This is a genomic window from Paenibacillus sp. UNC451MF, from assembly GCF_000686845.1.
Classification (GTDB): Bacteria; Bacillota; Bacilli; order Paenibacillales; family NBRC-103111; genus Paenibacillus_S.
In genome coordinates this window covers 1-16138 of record NZ_JMLS01000051.1, presented here as the reverse complement: position 1 = coordinate 16138, position 16138 = coordinate 1, and the positions used below count along the sequence as shown (strand labels likewise).

At 45.4% G+C, this 16138-nt stretch carries 18 protein-coding genes and 1 riboswitch; of the genes, 11 read left to right on the top strand and 7 right to left on the bottom strand.

The features are described from left to right. Window positions 1-43 precede the first annotated feature (43 nt). Window positions 44-442: a RidA family protein gene (locus BP97_RS0130130; protein WP_028552434.1), complete on the bottom strand. Its 399-nt coding sequence runs from the start codon at window positions 440-442 to the stop codon at window positions 44-46. Window positions 443-606: 164 nt separating this feature from the next. Here BP97_RS0130130 and BP97_RS37920 point away from each other — a divergent pair, with 164 nt between their 5' ends. Next, window positions 607-1332 carry a hypothetical protein gene (locus BP97_RS37920; protein WP_051621058.1) on the top strand — a complete coding sequence of 242 codons (726 nt, stop codon included), beginning with the start codon at window positions 607-609 and terminating at the stop codon, window positions 1330-1332. A 1141-nt stretch (window positions 1333-2473) separates the two neighbouring features. Next, complete coding sequence (locus tag BP97_RS0130115; protein WP_028552435.1) at window positions 2474-2884, top strand: VOC family protein; 411 nt, start codon at window positions 2474-2476, stop codon at window positions 2882-2884. A 61-nt stretch (window positions 2885-2945) separates the two neighbouring features. On the opposite strand, the gene BP97_RS0130110 is transcribed toward BP97_RS0130115, so the two are convergent. After that, window positions 2946-3446: a metal-dependent hydrolase gene (locus BP97_RS0130110; RefSeq protein WP_028552433.1), complete on the bottom strand. Its 501-nt coding sequence runs from the start codon at window positions 3444-3446 to the stop codon at window positions 2946-2948. Window positions 3447-3747: 301 nt separating this feature from the next. Between BP97_RS0130110 and BP97_RS0130105 the strand changes: the two genes are divergently transcribed. Together BP97_RS0130105 and BP97_RS37910 are read left to right on the top strand one after the other, a co-directional pair. Beyond that, on the top strand, window positions 3748-4419 hold the full coding sequence (locus BP97_RS0130105) for a zinc dependent phospholipase C family protein (RefSeq protein ID WP_028552432.1): 672 nt from the start codon (window positions 3748-3750) through the stop codon (window positions 4417-4419). A 296-nt stretch (window positions 4420-4715) separates the two neighbouring features. Beyond that, a complete protein-coding gene (locus BP97_RS37910) occupies window positions 4716-5522 on the top strand; it encodes a putative protein N(5)-glutamine methyltransferase (RefSeq protein WP_081824435.1) in 807 nt (268 codons plus the stop codon). A gap of 109 nt (window positions 5523-5631) precedes the next feature. Here the strand turns inward: BP97_RS37910 and BP97_RS0130090 are convergent, their stop codons facing one another. Continuing rightward, a complete protein-coding gene (locus tag BP97_RS0130090; RefSeq protein WP_028552431.1) occupies window positions 5632-6474 on the bottom strand; it encodes a C40 family peptidase in 843 nt (280 codons plus the stop codon). Between the two features lie 3 nt (window positions 6475-6477). Beyond that, a riboswitch (cyclic di-AMP (ydaO/yuaA leader) is annotated at window positions 6478-6626 on the bottom strand. A gap of 315 nt (window positions 6627-6941) precedes the next feature. Here BP97_RS0130090 and BP97_RS0130085 point away from each other — a divergent pair. Continuing rightward, complete coding sequence (locus BP97_RS0130085) at window positions 6942-7922, top strand: aldo/keto reductase (RefSeq protein WP_028552430.1); 981 nt, start codon at window positions 6942-6944, stop codon at window positions 7920-7922. 120 nt (window positions 7923-8042) lie between these two features. Here BP97_RS0130085 and BP97_RS0130080 read toward each other — a convergent pair whose 3' ends face one another. Together BP97_RS0130080 and BP97_RS0130075 are read right to left on the bottom strand one after the other, a co-directional pair. Beyond that, window positions 8043-8885, bottom strand: a complete 843-nt coding sequence (locus BP97_RS0130080) for an aldo/keto reductase (protein ID WP_028552429.1) — start codon at window positions 8883-8885, stop codon at window positions 8043-8045. A gap of 61 nt (window positions 8886-8946) precedes the next feature. After that, the gene (locus tag BP97_RS0130075; protein WP_028552428.1) at window positions 8947-10155 is read right to left on the bottom strand and encodes an MFS transporter; all 1209 of its coding nucleotides are present in this window, start codon (window positions 10153-10155) and stop codon (window positions 8947-8949) included. A 155-nt stretch (window positions 10156-10310) separates the two neighbouring features. On the opposite strand from BP97_RS0130075, the gene BP97_RS0130070 reads away from it, so the two are divergent. Together BP97_RS0130070 and BP97_RS0130065 are read left to right on the top strand one after the other, a co-directional pair. Next, the gene (locus BP97_RS0130070; protein ID WP_028552427.1) at window positions 10311-10712 is read left to right on the top strand and encodes a winged helix-turn-helix transcriptional regulator; all 402 of its coding nucleotides are present in this window, start codon (window positions 10311-10313) and stop codon (window positions 10710-10712) included. A 304-nt stretch (window positions 10713-11016) separates the two neighbouring features. Further along, window positions 11017-11787 carry a class I SAM-dependent methyltransferase gene (locus BP97_RS0130065; protein WP_028552426.1) on the top strand — a complete coding sequence of 257 codons (771 nt, stop codon included), beginning with the start codon at window positions 11017-11019 and terminating at the stop codon, window positions 11785-11787. 110 nt (window positions 11788-11897) lie between these two features. On the opposite strand, the gene BP97_RS0130060 is transcribed toward BP97_RS0130065, so the two are convergent. After that, a complete protein-coding gene (locus BP97_RS0130060; RefSeq protein WP_028552425.1) occupies window positions 11898-13064 on the bottom strand; it encodes an anti-sigma factor in 1167 nt (388 codons plus the stop codon). Continuing rightward, window positions 13061-13561 (bottom strand): sigma-70 family RNA polymerase sigma factor, encoded by a 501-nt coding sequence (locus tag BP97_RS0130055; protein ID WP_028552424.1) that lies wholly within the window; start codon window positions 13559-13561, stop codon window positions 13061-13063. Before BP97_RS0130055 ends, BP97_RS0130060 begins: the two co-directional genes overlap by 4 nt. Window positions 13562-13784: 223 nt before the next feature. On the opposite strand from BP97_RS0130055, the gene BP97_RS0130050 reads away from it, so the two are divergent. The 4 genes from BP97_RS0130050 to BP97_RS0130035 all read left to right on the top strand — a co-directional run bounded on the left by BP97_RS0130050 (window position 13785) and on the right by BP97_RS0130035 (window position 16054). Continuing rightward, window positions 13785-14699: a DUF4097 family beta strand repeat-containing protein gene (locus BP97_RS0130050; RefSeq protein ID WP_028552423.1), complete on the top strand. Its 915-nt coding sequence runs from the start codon at window positions 13785-13787 to the stop codon at window positions 14697-14699. A 77-nt stretch (window positions 14700-14776) separates the two neighbouring features. Beyond that, entirely contained in the window at window positions 14777-15046 is a 270-nt protein-coding gene (locus BP97_RS0130045; protein WP_028552422.1) for a DUF1294 domain-containing protein, read from the top strand. 107 nt (window positions 15047-15153) lie between these two features. Continuing rightward, window positions 15154-15534 carry a ribosomal maturation YjgA family protein gene (locus BP97_RS0130040; RefSeq protein ID WP_231506499.1) on the top strand — a complete coding sequence of 127 codons (381 nt, stop codon included), beginning with the start codon at window positions 15154-15156 and terminating at the stop codon, window positions 15532-15534. A 43-nt stretch (window positions 15535-15577) separates the two neighbouring features. Then, the gene (locus tag BP97_RS0130035; RefSeq protein WP_028552420.1) at window positions 15578-16054 is read left to right on the top strand and encodes a GNAT family N-acetyltransferase; all 477 of its coding nucleotides are present in this window, start codon (window positions 15578-15580) and stop codon (window positions 16052-16054) included. Window positions 16055-16138 lie beyond the last annotated feature (84 nt).

The window sequence follows — 16138 nt, the reverse complement described above, 5'->3', positions numbered from 1 at the left end:
AAGCTTTGCTGAAGCACGGATTTTTGCATTTCTTGGATCGGTCTTAGTCTGTGTACGAAGAATCTACAACAGCCTCGACCTCTATTTCAACCATTAACTGTGGGTCTATGAGGGCCTTAACTTCCACCATAGTCGCCACAGGTTGAATATCTCTGAAAAACTCGCCATGTGCTTTTCCAATTTCCTCCCACTTGGAGATGTCCGTAACGAACATTCGTGTTCTAACTACGTGAGTCATGTCCGAGCCCAATTCTACAAGAGCTTTTTCGATGGTTTGCAGTACGAATTTGGTTTGCATGTAGGCATCTCCAATCCCGATAACTTCCCCATCTTTCATAGCTGTCGTTCCAGCGACTTCGATTCGATTGCCCACACGAATGGCACGGCAATAACCTACAATCGGTTCCCAAGGGGAGCCTGTAAAAACCCGTTTTTTGTTCATAGTATCCTCCTCCTGTTCTTCTATCCATTATACTTGTTTGGCGAATCTCGTGTTATTAAATATAAATGCGGACTGATCTTCTTAGTCCTATTGGATAATTGCCGGCAGCCGGGTAACGGTCAAGGATGGAGTTGAGGTACTCAGAGATGTAAAATAGAGGATATATGGATATAGATGGGGCGCGATGTGATTTGAAGCAAAAGGACACCAGAATAGCATTGTTTACGCTCGCAGGAATTGCAACGGCGCCAGGGTTTATGGATGAGTTCCGGGAGGAACTGTCATTACAGCTGAGGCGTTGCGGGTATTTTGTGGAGGCTGATTCTATCTATCCTTTCGGCGATTGGTCACAAAGAACAATGAACCAACTAGCAGCGATCTTCCGTGACTTGACGGATATTCAGGAACGAGTTTGGACCTCCATTGGAGCGGGAGTGGCAAGTGCACGTATTTTCGAGGCGGCGGAAGCCGGACTTAATGTGGTCCTAATCGGGCACAGTGGGGGCGGCGTTAGTGCCGTACAGGTGGCAGGGCAGTTGATTAAGGCAGGTTATTCACCGCCGCTTGTCGTTCAGATCGGATCTCCCAAATGCCCCATTCCTATTAATATTAAAGACCGAGTTCTTTTCTTATCCGCCGTTGGGGCAGGAGGTAAGAGAGATCCGGTTACCCGATTGGGACGCTGGGGAGGTTGGGTGCACGGGTTCGGTCATCTTAAGTTCTGGAAAATGAGAGCTTATCCACCTGGAGAGATTGTCGACATACCTTTAATCGGGAGCCACCCGGACTATTTTCGTACGCGAAGCCCCTACGTGGACGAGCAGGGCAGAACGAATATGATGCGCACTCTTCACCCGCTATTGTCATGGCTCGAGCGTAAGCTTGTGTAACAGAAAGGAGACTCATTATATTGTTTATTCATTGGACTAACATCATTTTATTTTTAGGGATTCTTGCTATATTGATCGTTGGTTTAATACTCTATATCAAAAAAAGATAAGACGCGGATAGACTCGCCACAATCCAATTCGGATGTACGCGAGTTTCTTTGAACCAAATTCCATCTAATATCTGAGAATATTGAACCTATTGGATATAATTCCCCCTGGTATAATAATGATCAAGAAGTAATGGATGACGGGTGAAAATATGAGCTATGTGGAGTCTGTGCAACGGGCGATTGACTATATCGAGGAGCATCTGGATCAGGAGCTTGATCTTCAACCTATGATCCGCTTGGTGCAAGTGGATGATCCAGCGAACCTCCAGCCCATGCACTGGAGCCTGGACGATCGACCGAAGCACGCACTGGAGCTGCACTCGAAGAATATTGGGTTACTGAAGGAGCGAGTGCTGGAGAATGGAGGGGCGGTGTCCGGACAGCTACAAGCCGAAACAGGTACCGGGGCGAAAGCGCTGCATCAACAATCTAAGAGCGAGGTGCTGACCCAAGTGTTGGAGGATATGAAGCCCCATATCGTTGAACATAGCGAACTAAAATTGATCGGAATTCCTTGTATAAGCTTGAAAGATATGAACGGTAAATATCAGCATGCAAAAGAGGCGCTATTGTCCTCTACGAAGCATTGGCCATCTGTAAAGAATGCTTCCGTTCATTATGGGATTTGGCCTGAAGTTTCCACACAGCAACAGTCTGATATGCATGCGTACATACTTTGTGTAGAAGTTGACTCTTTCGTCGATGTTCCGGAGTGGTATTTCAGAACCATATTGCCGCCGCAAAAGTGTATTGTTGTGCCCAACAAGAGCGGGGACTTTAAAGCAGCAGGCCATAGTATAGATCAATATATCAGCGATCACCGGATTCAAGTAGGCGCAAATGACCGAAAGTACGTTATTTGCGAACGATACAATTACGAGAGAGAAGGATTCGCCCGATACTCCCTACCGATTCAGAATATTCCGGGAGGATTAACCATGTACATAAGATCAATTCGTAAAGAGCCGCCGGGAGGTTACCGACCTGTGATGGTTCCGAAAGCGTTAAAAATGATCAATGGAGGAAAAGCGGTGAACAAACAACATCAATCTGAGGAAGGTTTTATACGCAGGAGTCCGATCAAGAACAAAGTGGGAAGCATTTTTGTTCCAGTGCGAGATATCGAAAAGTCCCGTAGCTGGTATTGCCGAGTTCTTGGGCTGGAAGAGGCTGAATGCAAAATTTCTTTTGGTCACTTGTGCACACTGCCGATGGAGGGAACGGGTATTATCTTGGATACAATGCCTAAGTGGGGAGGCGACCAACCAGGCGGAGCGCCGTCCATTGAGACCCCTGCCTTTATGCTGATGACCGATGACCTACAGAGCTCACTTGACTATATGAAAGAGCTTGGCGTTGAGCTTGTAACGGAAATTGAACATAACCATTGGTTTGTTGTAAAGGATCCAGATGGCAATAAATTGATGATCTGTCGTGAATAATGGCAGGACTGAGGTAAGAATAAAAGCTCCGCAATCTCAAGATGCGGAGCTTTGCTAGGAGTCACATTCCGGCAAGCGCGTAGCGAATTAGAAGCCAGAGGCCCAGACAAACAAGGACGAACCGAAACACGTCCTCCGCACGCGAGCCTGTGTCGATAGCAAGAAATTTGGGGAGCAGTCGTATTTTCTTGCGGATGGGCCACAGCAGCGCTACTCCTTGCTCATTGAATAAATCGATGAATGGGTGAGAGGCGTATGCCAGCAGAAAAGTCCAATAATACAGTGGATTAACGGGCTCTATAGCCATCGCAATCAAAATCATAAAAATAATGGAATGCGTCAAAGTGCGATGGTGAATGTTCAACAATTTCAGTAGAGCGGATAACGGGAAAAATAATTTGGCCATGACGGATCCAGGTTTGTCGATATCGGCAAGAGGCCCAGCAAAACAGCCTAGCAGGACGGCACCCGCCGTCTCCCATGACCATAGTGGAACATGGAAGTACTGCAGCACACATTCCGCCGCTACGACTCCAGCCACCCCATGTGTTCGTTGAAGCATGATGATCTACCCTCCGATTGTTCTAAGATGCTGCTCTAAGTACGTACACACGTTCGTATAACTAATTAAGAATATCATAAAAAAAGGGGAGGCGCATCGTTCTCAAGACTTAGTTTTTCACGAACCCTTTATGTTTTATTGTGATTCTCCAAAACCAATCGTGTAGCCTTGAGGATCTTTTATTGGAACCTTTTCCCCTCATGACTTTATCAGTGTTCTATCACACTTCCATCATTTCCATAAATGAAAATAAATGGTATGTTTGAAGAGAGAGAATAAGAGAGACGAGGTGCCCCGCAGAATGCCGCTGCCTATGATTCATTTTCAAGTTGCCGTCAACTATTTTGGTAAAGAAGACCTACCTGCTGCTTTTGTTCTTGGCAGTATTGCACCGGATGCTATTCATATGCGGAAAAATGCGAGCAGGGAAGATAAGAAAAGGTCGCATTTGGACATCGAATCCGAACCGAATAAGTTGGAGTTTGCCCAGAGGATTTATGCACATTACCTCAATAAAAGTACCGATGAGGAATGGAAGTGGTTTGTCAGGGGATACTTTGCTCATTTACTCACGGATTACTTATGGCTGCAGCATGTGTACTACAGGTTTAAAGAGAAAGCTGAGAATGACGGATTGGAAGCCGATCAGATAAGAAAAGCCTATTACCAAGACACGGATACGATCGATTTTTCCTACTACAAAAATAAACAGTGGACTAGCGAGGTTTGGAACAAATTGATACAGTCTAAGTCCTTTTCCCTGGAACCCTATGTTTCCTTGGATGAAGTACACTATTGGCGGTACCGGACAGTCCATTGGTTTGATCTTCTGGCTAAAGAGCCTGGGGGAACTCCACAATATATTACAGAAGCGATGACCGAGGAGTTTTGCGCCCATGCTGCAAACAGTGTAAAGGAAATCATTACCGGCTGGGACGCTAACTCGCTGTCTCCTGATTCTATAGCTAAATAAAAACTAGGTAAGGGCTGCCTCTATAAGGCGGCCTTTATTCATTTAGAGAGCGGGATAAATTCTTATAACGAATTTGTATCTGTCCAGCATTCTGCGGCGGAGATAAGATGAATATATCAACTAAATTGATCTTAAGCAGATTAGTTTACAAACGAAACCCGAAATGAGGGGGAGCTTATGGACATAAGAAAAGTGCAAAGCTTTAAGTTGGAGTCTATTACAAAGGTTAATCATGAGATGACATTCTATTCTTTGGTAGGATTATTGTGAATGGTGGTCACTTTCACGGAGCTGTCATTTATACAGAGATTGTAACTAGGCTTCGGGATGCAGGTTGTGTGTTTGCGGAAGATGAGGCTCAGTTGCTCATTTCAGCGGCACGGACAGCAGCCGAGCTTGCCGCCATGGTCGACCAGCGAGCTGCGGGGTTGCCCCTCGAGCATGTTATCGGCTGGGCAGAGTTCTGCGGTCTGCGAATAGAGGTGGACACAGGCGTCTTCGTCCCCCGCAAACGAACCGAGTTTCTTGCCCGTCAGGGCGTTGCCCTAGCCTGGTCAGGGGCTGTGGTGGTGGATCTGTGCTGTGGCTCGGGTGCTTTAGGGACCGTGCTGGCTGCTGCTTTGGAAAGGATCGAGTTGCACGCTGCCGACATCGATCCCTCTGCGGTGAAATGCGCTAGACGCAACATGGCTGCTGCCGGTGGCCATGTATACGAAGGCGACCTTTACGAGGCGCTGCCCATTGCATTGCAAGGCCGCATTGATGTGCTAGTAGCCAATACACCCTACGTACCCACCGATGTGATGGGGCTGCTTCCTCCGGAGGCCCGCATCCATGAGGCGCGGGTAGCGCTCGACGGCGGAAAGGATGGGCTTGACATTCAGCGGCGGTTGGCAGCCGCGGCTCCACTCTGGCTGGCACCGGGCGGCCACCTGCTGGTCGAAGCCAGTGAACGACAGGCGCCGCAGACGGTTGAAATCTTCGCCAGCGTTGGGCTTATACCGAGGGTGGCCCGTTCAGATGAACTGGATGCTACGGTCGTCATCGGTACTAGACCTGCTCTCCAGATGACATTAGAGAATTTTACGGGTCATCTTCTCTAATGAAAAAGAACCTTGCTGCAAGAGCAGCAAGGTTCTTTGCTATAGCTTTGATTTTGAAATAACGAAAAAAAAGAAGCTAATATCTAATGGTTGCCCGGGTATAGATGAACTAGATACTTTTTGCACCTATGTATCTGGAACCCCAATAGGAGCTGTACAGAGAATCGACATGAACCCCATGGGACGTTGTTGCTGAGATGAATTGCCCGTTACCCAGGTAAATACCGACGTGAGATGTTCCGCTTTTGGAAAAGTAGACTAGATCGCCCGGTGTTGGAGTGGCTACAGCGACTCCTACGCCATAGTACATTGCAGTGGATGTCCGGGGTAAATCAATTCCCCGAGTATGGGTAAATACATAACGTATGAACCCTGAACAATCAAACCCGCTGGGAGTGTCTCCTCCCCATGAGTAGGGTACGCCCAGATAGCTTTGAGCAAACTGGAGCACACTATCTTGTTTCTTAGCCTTGTACCAGGCTGGGGCATGATATTTTCCGTCTGCATCCACAATGGCGATTTGGTTCTCGTCGTCCCATTGAACTTTGTTTCCGAGCGTTTCCGAAATGAATCGGAGCGGTACATATATACTTCCTTTGTCCATCCCGATCAGGGAATTCACATCCGCCTTTTTCCCATTGACCATCACGAATGTATCTCCGGTCTTCAAGGATAAGGTTTGATCGTCTTTTTTCATGGTGACTCGAATTTCTCTACCTTCTTGTGACCAACTGATCTGGTAACCGAGTGATTCCATCAGAGGACGAAATGGCACTTGAAGCTGAGATTGAGTATCCACGACAGGCTGTCCTTCAGGAAAATTAACGAGCGTATCATTAACCTGAATCTTGACTCCTTCATTCGGAGACGCGGCATGAGCATGAGCCGCAGAAAAGAGCGAGCAAGTAAGAAACGCGCACACATAAACAAACTTTTTACCAAACAACTTCAAAAGTTAATTCCTCCTATAAGCCTCCGAGGTTAGTTGACGGGTTAGGGAAGAGGTTTTCCCTTAGTCGCTGCGCAAGACAAGCGAATATTCACCCCAAGAAATATGTCCCCCGTACTAGCACTTATGCTGTGCTGATTCGGCATTTTTTACTAAGAGCTGTCCATTACAATCTATTCGTGATTCAAACCGTGAATCAGTGGGTATCTTTCGAGAGGTTTCCCATCATTTTCCGAATAATATGGATAAATGCTCCTTTTTATGAGTAATTAATAAGATACATTATTGAGTTTGAAATATAAAGGTGCTTTTGACATGTTTTTTTGCCTAAGAATAGGACTTACTTGAAGGTAACTAAATTTCCCTTGACTTCCTATCTCACCTATTTTTGCGTACTGTTAAAAAAAGACAAGGAGCGGTATGATGAGGAAGGTCAGTACCGTAGGATTCAAAATAAGGAGGTATTTATAATGGAGTACACTTATTTAGGCCGTTCCGGATTAAAGGTCAGCAAGCTTTGTTTGGGAACTATGAACTTCGGTGTCGATACGGATGAGAAGGAAGCCTATCGGATTATGGACGCTGCGGTGGATGCAGGTGTCAACTTTTTTGATACGGCCAACGTATACGGTGGGGTAGGAGCACGCGGGAAAACCGAGGAAATTATCGGACGCTGGTTCGCCCTAGGCGGAGGTCGCCGTGAGAAAGTGGTACTGGCTACCAAAGTGTATGGAGATATGGAAGATCCGAACGACGGGCCCAATGCGGCTCGGGGATTATCCTCTTATAAAATACGGCGTCACTTGGACGCTTCACTAAACCGTCTTCAAACCGATCACATTGAGCTGTACCAGATGCATCACGTCGATCGAAATGTCGCTTGGGAGGAACTCTGGGAAGCGTTTCGGGTGCATATTTATCAAGGGAAAATCGGCTATGTTGGTGCCAGTAACTTCGCAGGACGAGATTTGGTGAAAGCACAGTACGAAGCCAAAAACCGTCATTTCCTGGGACTCGTGTCGGAGCAGCACAAATACAGCTTGCTGTGCAGATGGCCTGAGCTGGAGGTGCTTCCAGCGGCTGAGGAATTCGGCATCGGAGTTATCGCCTGGAGTCCGCTTGACGGCGGTTTGCTTGGCGGTAACGCATTGAACCCTGCTCAAGGGTCCCGCAGCGTTCGTAACCAGGCGCGTGCCGAACAGCGCCGCGATCAGTTGGAGGCGTTCAGCAAGCTGTGCAAGGAGCTTGGAGAAAGCGAAGCTAATGTAGCACTGGCTTGGACGCTGGTTCATCAGGCGATGACAGCGCCTATCATTGGGCCACGGACACTGGAGCAATTCCAGAGCACGCTTCGTGTCGTAGATATTCAGCTGAATGAGGATGTGCTAAAGCGGTTAGATGAGATTTTCCCGGGGCCTGGAGGCGATGCGCCGAAGGCTTATGCATGGTAAGGATGACTAGGAGTTGAAAAAAGGCAGCGGTAGCCAAGGACAATGTTAATTTGTCCAACTACCGCTGCCTTTTTAAATGGTATCTTTTATGAAAATGGACTTATTCCGCTAAACTCAGTATTAAAAATCAAAGTTATCTGGGTCAGGACCGACTCGAAGATTTTGATTCAATTGATCTATTTGAGTCATATCTTCTTTCGTTAGCTCAAAGTCGAACAGAGCTGCATTTTCAATAATACGACTCTCTTTAGTGGATTTTGGAATGGTAATCACACCGTGCTGCAAATCCCAGCGCAAGATGACTTGGGCAATAGATTTGCCATATTTAGCTGCGAGCTCTTGTAAGACAGGGTTATCCAATAATTGGCCCTGCATTAACGGGGACCAAGCTTCAAACTGAATGTTTTGTTCCTTGCAAAAGTCCCTTAATGGCTGCTGGGTCAAACGGGGGTGAAATTCAACTTGGTTCACCACAGGTTTAATCTCAGCATCCTTCATTAAGTCCTCCAGATGATGAATTTGGAAATTACTTACGCCGATGGCTTTAACGCGTCCAGCTTTATATAGAGTCTCCAGAGCTCTCCACGCTTCTTTATACTTCCCTTGAACCGGCCAATGGATGAGGTATAGATCAAGATAATCCAAGCCCAGTTTATTTAAGCTTGTTTCATAAGCGGCGAGTGTTGATTCGTAACCAAGATCTGCATTCCAAACCTTTGAAGTAACGAAGAGATCCTCTCTGTTCATATGATTCTCCAGAAGGGCTTCGCGAATACCTTGTCCTACGCTTTTCTCATTTTCATAAATAGCCGCTGTATCGATGCTGCGATAACCATGATTAATAGCTGATTTTACAGCTTGGACTAGCTCGGCGCCTTCTTCTACTTTAAATACGCCAAGTCCGAGCCAGGGCATTTTTACACCATTGTTTAATGTTACTGTATCTTGTGCCTGAATGTTCATAATAATAAAGCCTCCTGTAATTTGTTTTAAAATGTAAGGTCCCAGTGCTATGAAAGGGGGATTAGGCAGCTTTCTCGGTTGTAAGGCGTGCAGCATCTTTCTTTTCCAAGACACGACTCCAGCCTGTTAAAACAACAGCCCCGAGAACCATTAATGCTCCCACCCACGGAGTGTTAATGAGCCCGATTGAATCGGCTACTATTCCTCCCAAGTAGGCCCCTATGGCTATGCCTGCATTAAAAGCGGCAATATTGACCGCAGAAGCGACATCTATCGCTTTCGGTGCAAAACGTTCGGCTAGCATGACCACGTAGACTTGCAGCCCCGGCACATTCATAAAAGCCAGTAATCCCATGAGGAAAATGGTCAGCAAGCCAGCCGCTTTATATGGCGCCGTGAACGTTAAAACGACGAGAATCACGAATTGCAAAACAAACATATAAAACAACGCGGCGACAGGTTTGCGATTAGCCGCTTTGCCTCCAATAACATTGCCGATGGCAATGGCGATTCCATATAGAAGAAGCAGAAGGGCTACCGTTTTTTCTGGAAACCCGGTTATATCGTGAAGCAACGGGGATAAATAGGTAAAGACCACAAATGTACCCCCGTATCCTAATGCGGTAATGGCGAAAGCAAGTAGCAATCGTCCATTCGTAACAATTTTAAGCTGCTCTTGAAAGGGTGTTTTAATACCTTTTCGCAGCCCGGAAGGAACCAAAGCAATATTAGCTACCAAAGCTAGTATGCCAACCGCAGCGATAGCGATAAATGCCGCGCGCCAACCCAGTTGCTGCCCGACAAAGGTACCCAAGGGAACACCAGTCACCGTGGCTACAGTAAGTCCGGAAAACATAATCGAAATAGCGCTGGCCCGTCGGTTCTCGGGTACAAGATCCGCTGCAATGGTAGAGCCAATCGACATGAATACACCGTGAGCAAACGCGGAGATAACCCGCGCCGCTAGCAGTACGCCAATGCCACTTGCCGCGCCTGCAAGGATATTGCCTGTGATAAAAACAATCATGATCCACAGCAGCAGCGTTTTACGTGAAATGCTTGAGGTTAGAGATGTTAAAATGGGTGCTCCGAAAGTGACCCCTAAAGCATATAAAGTAACGGTTAAACCCGATGTTGTAATGGATATTTGTAAATCCTGTGCGATAAGGGGCAGCAGCCCTACACTGATAAACTCTGTTGTACCTATCGCAAAGGCGCTTATAGCTAACGCAAGTAACGCTAGAGTACTTCCCCTTTTATCTATAGTCATTTGTACCACTCCTACACTATGGTCATCACCGGCCGGTAAGTGCTATTATGAATTATTCGAATAGAGTTGGGAAGTACGTACCTTTAAGTACTATAGGTACTTTGAAGTAATATAGGTACTAGATAGTACCTGTAACCGTCATGGAGGTATAAGCTGTGGTCAAAAAGAAATATAACATCTCAGTAGAAGCGACCCTGGAAGTGATCGGGGGAAAATGGAAGTGTGTCATTCTTTGTCATTTAACTCATGGAAAGAAAAGAACGAGCGATTTAAAGCGCCTTATGCCTGGGATTACGCAAAAAATGCTAACGCAGCAATTAAGAGAGCTAGAGCAGGATGGTATCGTCAATCGGATTAGTTATAATCAGGTTCCTCCTAAGGTAGAGTATGAGCTAAGCGAATATGGCTGGAGTTTAAAAACAATATTGGACTCCCTCTGTGCATGGGGCGAGAGACATATTATTAAAGAATACGGGGATAAATTCGCTGTGTTAGAGGATAATATTCTCAATAACCAAACGGAGACAGAACAGGATCAAGTGGTTCATCAGGGTTGACTGCTCAAATATGGAAATGATAAGTATTGGACAATAAAAAGAGGCGGCTCCTCGCAGCAAGAGGGGGCGTCTTTGCTTTGCTGCTGAGACACCTGTACCGATTGTTTAATTATAAAAAAAGTCTCCTATTGTAAGTGTCTTCCACACTGTTTTATAGTTAAGTAAGAATATTAGAAAGTGAGGGATTGCTATGAAAGTCAGAAAAATCCTTATCCATTCAATGAATTTAGAGGTACAGAAGGGATAATAACATGTAAACTGCTTCCCTTCTTGTGCTAACAACTATCCACGGAGGGAATTACTTATGTCTTTTAGTTATTATGGCGAGCTTTGCACGGAGGTCTATGACCTAACGAAGAAAATAGGACACTCTTTTGGCGGAGATGTAGAATATTATCGGGATCGATTGAAGTCTTGTAACGGGAAGATTCTTGAAGCTATGGTTGGTTCCGGACGTGTGATCATTCCGCTTCTTGAATCAGGACTTCGAGTTGACGGAGTCGACTCATCTCCCGAAATGTTGGCTTCCTGCCGCCAACGCTGCGATGAACGCGGCTTGCAAGTCAATTTGTTTGAAGCCAAGCTGCAAGAGTTATCCTCGCCCGATAAATATGAAGCCATCATCATTCCTGGAGGCTCATTTTTATTGATTGAGCAGCGCGAAGAGTCTATTGCAGCTTTAAAGCGATTGTACGAGCATTTGAAGCCTGGTGGGCGTCTCATGCTGGATATCTTTTTACCCAATAGTCTTGAATTTGAAAAAGGTAAAGTTGGAACATCCACGTATAATTTTCCTAATGGCGACACAATTACAATGGAAAGTAAGCGTGTCGAAGTGAATCTGTTCGAACAATATACCATTTCTTATTTTAAATATGAGAAATGGCGCGAAGGGAAGCTCCTTCAGACCGAGCTGCAGCGGTTTGCTCTGCGCTGGTATGGTATCGAGGAGTTCAAGCTCGTCTTGGAAAGCATCGGCTTTTCTGATGTTGTTGTGTCCGCAGATTTCGAATTCGGAAAACAACCGTCGAAAGCGACTAAATCTTACGTTTACGAAGCTGTGAAAAAGTCTTGAGTTAAATGGTGTGAAACGAAGGCTGCCGAGGTTCGGTAGCCTTTTTTTAGAGTGTCACAATGATTGCAGGAGGGGCATTGGAGAAATTAGGTTTTCATAAGCGTTGCTATTCACCAATTCCAAAGACGGACTTCTCCTACGCGGATACTTGAAACCCACGGCTCTGTCTTCAGCTTCAGGAGCTCCTTGGTGGGGCCTGTTAATACGACGCCGTAGAGCTTCACTCCATTTGATTCCAAGTAAGTTACGGTTGGATCGAGCGCAAGCCATGGTGCAAGACGTTTGCTGATGCCGGAGTATTGCTGCAGTAGATGCAGTGTGTCCAGAAAGTTTTTTTCACGTAGTGCCCCATCTCCATGAGTCTGTACAGCTGGAGAAGAGGAGCTTTCCGTCACGATCTTGCCGAACCATCCTCTCTTTTCCTCAGTATGACTAGTTATCTTCATATCCTCAGGATGCCACAGCGGAATTGCAGGGAAACCAACCGGATGCATTACTATGGAAAAATCCCCATGACGGTTCTCTTGACCGGTAAAGGCAGCGAACCAGACAGGCTCCATGGTTTTGCCGTTAAGCATTTGGAGGAGCTCATCGGTCGTTACCATTCGGTTCAATGAAACGAACGCCTCGGCGACGGTTCCTTCTGGCAGCTTCTCGAGTGTTGTCCATGCTTGATCGCTGCTTACAGGCTTAGTATCCGGGAGATCAAACACCTCGGCTCCAAGACTGCTGCTGTCGTTACGCCATGTGGTTTGCTCTGTGCTTGGTAAGCCCAGCAAAAACTTCAAGTTAAAATCCCCAACAGAAGCGAATGTACCACCAATCTTTTTTCTAAAAGTCCCTTTGTAATCCATCGTGAAAAAAGCATTCGAATTCGTGCTGCCGCTTATGGTCATGTTGGGCCGAGATAAGGCAATAGCAGAGGCTATAACATCTTGATAGGTTCTTGCGCGATCGCCTAAGCTATAGAATAGACCGGTCAATATCGCGCTAACCGTGGTAAATGCAATTAAGATTCCAATAGCGGTCAAGGCATTTTGAAGTCTTGCTTTCCATTTGCCCCTGCGCAGTAAGGTTGCTTCTTTGATCGGGAAGGAAGTCGCAAGAGCAGTGCCCTCCTTTAATCGCTGGTTGTCCTCTTCATCCCCCATAAACTCGTTAAGGTAGGCTTGGTAAGATTCCATTTTTTCTAGCTCGAGCTCCAGCTTTTCTTTTTCAATGCCGGTTAATTTTCCGTTCGCATAATCATTTAATTGACGCTTGAATTCTTCGCTCATGAATGATCCGTCCTTTCCTTGCGCTGTCTTAGACTTTGTCTTGCTCGGTACAATAATATTTTGAAGTGGGACAATCGGATCTCCATAATATCTGCTGCTTCCTGATAGGAAAGATCGTGGAAATCGTGAAGTAGAATCGCTTGCTTCTGATTGTCAGGCAAGGCGGATATGGTATCTCCAATATCGTCCCACAGCTCTTTCCTTAGTACGAGCTCGTCAGGGGTTTGGGTATCGGATAATTTCGAGAAAAACAGTGCCCCTGTGGGGGTAGTCCGTCGCTCCTTGCGGTGCGAATCGATAAAAGCGTTATAAGCGACTCGGAGCAACCATGGCTTTACTTTCTCATCCTTGCAGTGGTCCAGGTACAAATAGGCACGATAGAACGTTTCCTGTACTAAATCTTCAGCGGCATGATGATCACGGCAGAGGGATATTAAATACCTGTAAACGTCTTTCACATACATATGATATATGTTATCAAGCGTTTGTCGTTTCAAGCTTGCCGCCCTCCCCTCATCTTATACACGTTTGAGCAAGCAAGAAGTTACAGCTGCTGCAAATTTTTTAGTCATAGGCTAACTAATTATAGATTACTAGACCTAAGACGGGGGATGAATCAATTCGTCGGTCCAGTGTGGTGCAACGAGCGTTCATGGTAAATTAAGTATGCTTATACAGTGAGTAAGAGAAGTTACTTAAGATAGATTGGGGAGAGATACAATGAGTACAGGAACTGTGAAGGGGAAACTGTTTATCGCGGCAGGAGTTGTTATTGTTTTGGCTTTTTTTGTAAATGAGCAGGGATTTGCAAAAAATATATTTTCTTGGAATACAAAACCTGTACATATAGAGAAATCTATAAAGGCAGCCGATATCCACAACCTTATCGTTGATACAGGAAGTACAGATGTGATCGTCAAAAGGGGAAATTCTGATGATATTGAAGTTCAATTAAGTGGAAGTGCTAAACGTGAAACTGCAGATCAAGTTCAGTTAAACGTAGAGCCTCAATCGGACACCTTGAAACTAAAAGTAGAGAATCCGGATGGATTCCATCTAGGTATTAACTTCTCGGAACTGAAACTAACTGTAGAACTGCCGAAGAATTTATGGGAAACTGTTAAGGTCCATACAAGCAGCGGGAACGTTGATTTGGAGGAATTGAGAGGAAATGTGATAGATATATCCGCAAGCAGTGGCGATGTAACTGTGAACGAGATTGAATCAAAGCAAATTACATTACAGGCCAAATCAGGGAATATTGTAACGAAGGATTTCATAGCCGAGCGTTTGATGTTTCAAACGGGGAGTGGGGATGTGAATCTGTCTAACGGGCAGTCCTCTATTAAAGGAGAAACGAAATCGGGCAATATTCAAGTGAAAATGAATGATCTGGTTCAAGATATGGATCTTGAAGCTTCGAGTGGTGATGTTAATGTCTATCTCGAGAATGAACCTAAATCGTTGATGGTTCAATTTAATGGAGGTTCAGGAAGTGGGGAAATCGGCTGGGATGGCGTGACTTATAAGGAAAGAGGTAAAGAGGATCACAAGCTTAAGGGAGTTTTCGGCGCTGGCGAGACTAATTTGAAGGTTCGCACCGGCTCGGGGGATTTTTGGTTAGGGCAAGATTGAGCCGGGAATGTGGAATCATTCACCCTATGGCAATTTAATAGGAAAGACAAAATTGTTTATGAAAGGCTGTTAGCGAAATGGTTATATTGATTGTTTACTTGTTCGTCGTAAATGTTATTGGTTTTTTTATGATGGGATATGATAAGTCTCAAGCCAAACGAAGAGGTCAGCGGATTCCTGAGAAGCGTTTATTCACATTTGCAGCAGTGGGAGGCGCACTCGGTACTTGGGCCGCTATGAGGGTGCACAGACACAAGACCAAACATATGAAATTTGTAATAGGCATTCCGCTGTTATTTGTATTGAATGTTTTTTGCAGCTATTATCTTTTTAAGTTTGTTTCATAGGATCAGTGTGAGGGCCGTGCGTTAGTAGCTCATCATTCTCTCATTATTGTTTTAGAAAGATAATTCTGAGACAATCTATGAATAAAAATGAACTAGGATGATTGCCTGTGCGCACACGCATCAAATACTTGATTGCTATAATAGTCACTATCATTTTAGGCTTAAGCTCAAGAAAATTCTCAGACCTGCTGCCCGTACTTATCGCCAAACATGCCGGGGATATGCTATGGGCCAGTATGGTCTACTTTGGTTTCCGATTTTGCTTAATCAAGGAAAGGTTAATCTGGGCGGCAGGAAGCAGTGTCGTATTCAGCTTTGCTATTGAATTCAGCCAGATGTATCAAGCAGAATGGATCGTAGCCCTAAGAGATACGGTATTAGGTGCGCTAGTACTTGGAAAGGGATTTTTGACGGTTGATTTAGTCAGGTATGTCTTAGGAATTGCCATTGCCTATGGCTTGGATACATATTGGCTGCGCCGAAAATAAAAAGGATTAATGGGGTCACTCGCCCAGAGAGGGAGGAACATCATTGAGCTGCCAGCTTGCATTTTATCGTTCGGAATGGGATTCCATCATTCGAAGCTTTAGTCTGGATGAGGAGCAAAAGAGCTTTGTCGCGCTACCGAGCGCCGTTATTGATTTGTCTCTTGAAGATCCTGATCGGCATGCGGTTGTTATACTTTTTGACAATAAGCCTGTAGGATTTTTTGTTCTTCATCATAGCGTGGAATTTCAGACTTTAGCCGGTAACAGGAGTGCTCTTTTAATGAGAGCTTTTTCGATAGACAGTAAGCATCAAGGAAAAGGCTTTGCACGGTCGGCGATGCGTCTTTTGCCGGAGTTTGTCTCCATCCATTTTCCGCAAATGAATGAGGTCGTTCTTGCTGTTAATGAGAGTAATGTGTTGGCAAAACGGTTATATGAGAAATCAGGCTTTCAATATAAAGGGATCAATAGAGCTGGCAGGAGCGGAAATGAGTTCATCATGCACTATTCGCTTGGTTGAACTAGAATAATTTGGAAGGATATTTAATAAAGACGTCGAAAGCTTTGGGAAAAAGTTTAGGCGTTTTTGTTGTGTCTAGACGCA

Coding starts and splice junctions, on each gene's coding strand:
- BP97_RS0130080 (WP_028552429.1), bottom strand. CDS start 8,885: ATGAACATTCAGGCACAAGATACAGTAACATTAAACAATGGTGTAAAA.
- BP97_RS0130110 (WP_028552433.1), bottom strand. CDS start 3,446: ATGCTTCAACGAACACATGGGGTGGCTGGAGTCGTAGCGGCGGAATGT.
- BP97_RS0130130 (WP_028552434.1), bottom strand. CDS start 442: ATGAACAAAAAACGGGTTTTTACAGGCTCCCCTTGGGAACCGATTGTA.
- BP97_RS0130050 (WP_028552423.1), top strand. CDS start 13,785: ATGAGTACAGGAACTGTGAAGGGGAAACTGTTTATCGCGGCAGGAGTT.
- BP97_RS37920 (WP_051621058.1), top strand. CDS start 607: ATGGATATAGATGGGGCGCGATGTGATTTGAAGCAAAAGGACACCAGA.
- BP97_RS0130045 (WP_028552422.1), top strand. CDS start 14,777: ATGGTTATATTGATTGTTTACTTGTTCGTCGTAAATGTTATTGGTTTT.
- BP97_RS0130075 (WP_028552428.1), bottom strand. CDS start 10,155: ATGACTATAGATAAAAGGGGAAGTACTCTAGCGTTACTTGCGTTAGCT.
- BP97_RS0130105 (WP_028552432.1), top strand. CDS start 3,748: ATGCCGCTGCCTATGATTCATTTTCAAGTTGCCGTCAACTATTTTGGT.
- BP97_RS0130085 (WP_028552430.1), top strand. CDS start 6,942: ATGGAGTACACTTATTTAGGCCGTTCCGGATTAAAGGTCAGCAAGCTT.
- BP97_RS0130060 (WP_028552425.1), bottom strand. CDS start 13,064: ATGAGCGAAGAATTCAAGCGTCAATTAAATGATTATGCGAACGGAAAA.
- BP97_RS0130065 (WP_028552426.1), top strand. CDS start 11,017: ATGTCTTTTAGTTATTATGGCGAGCTTTGCACGGAGGTCTATGACCTA.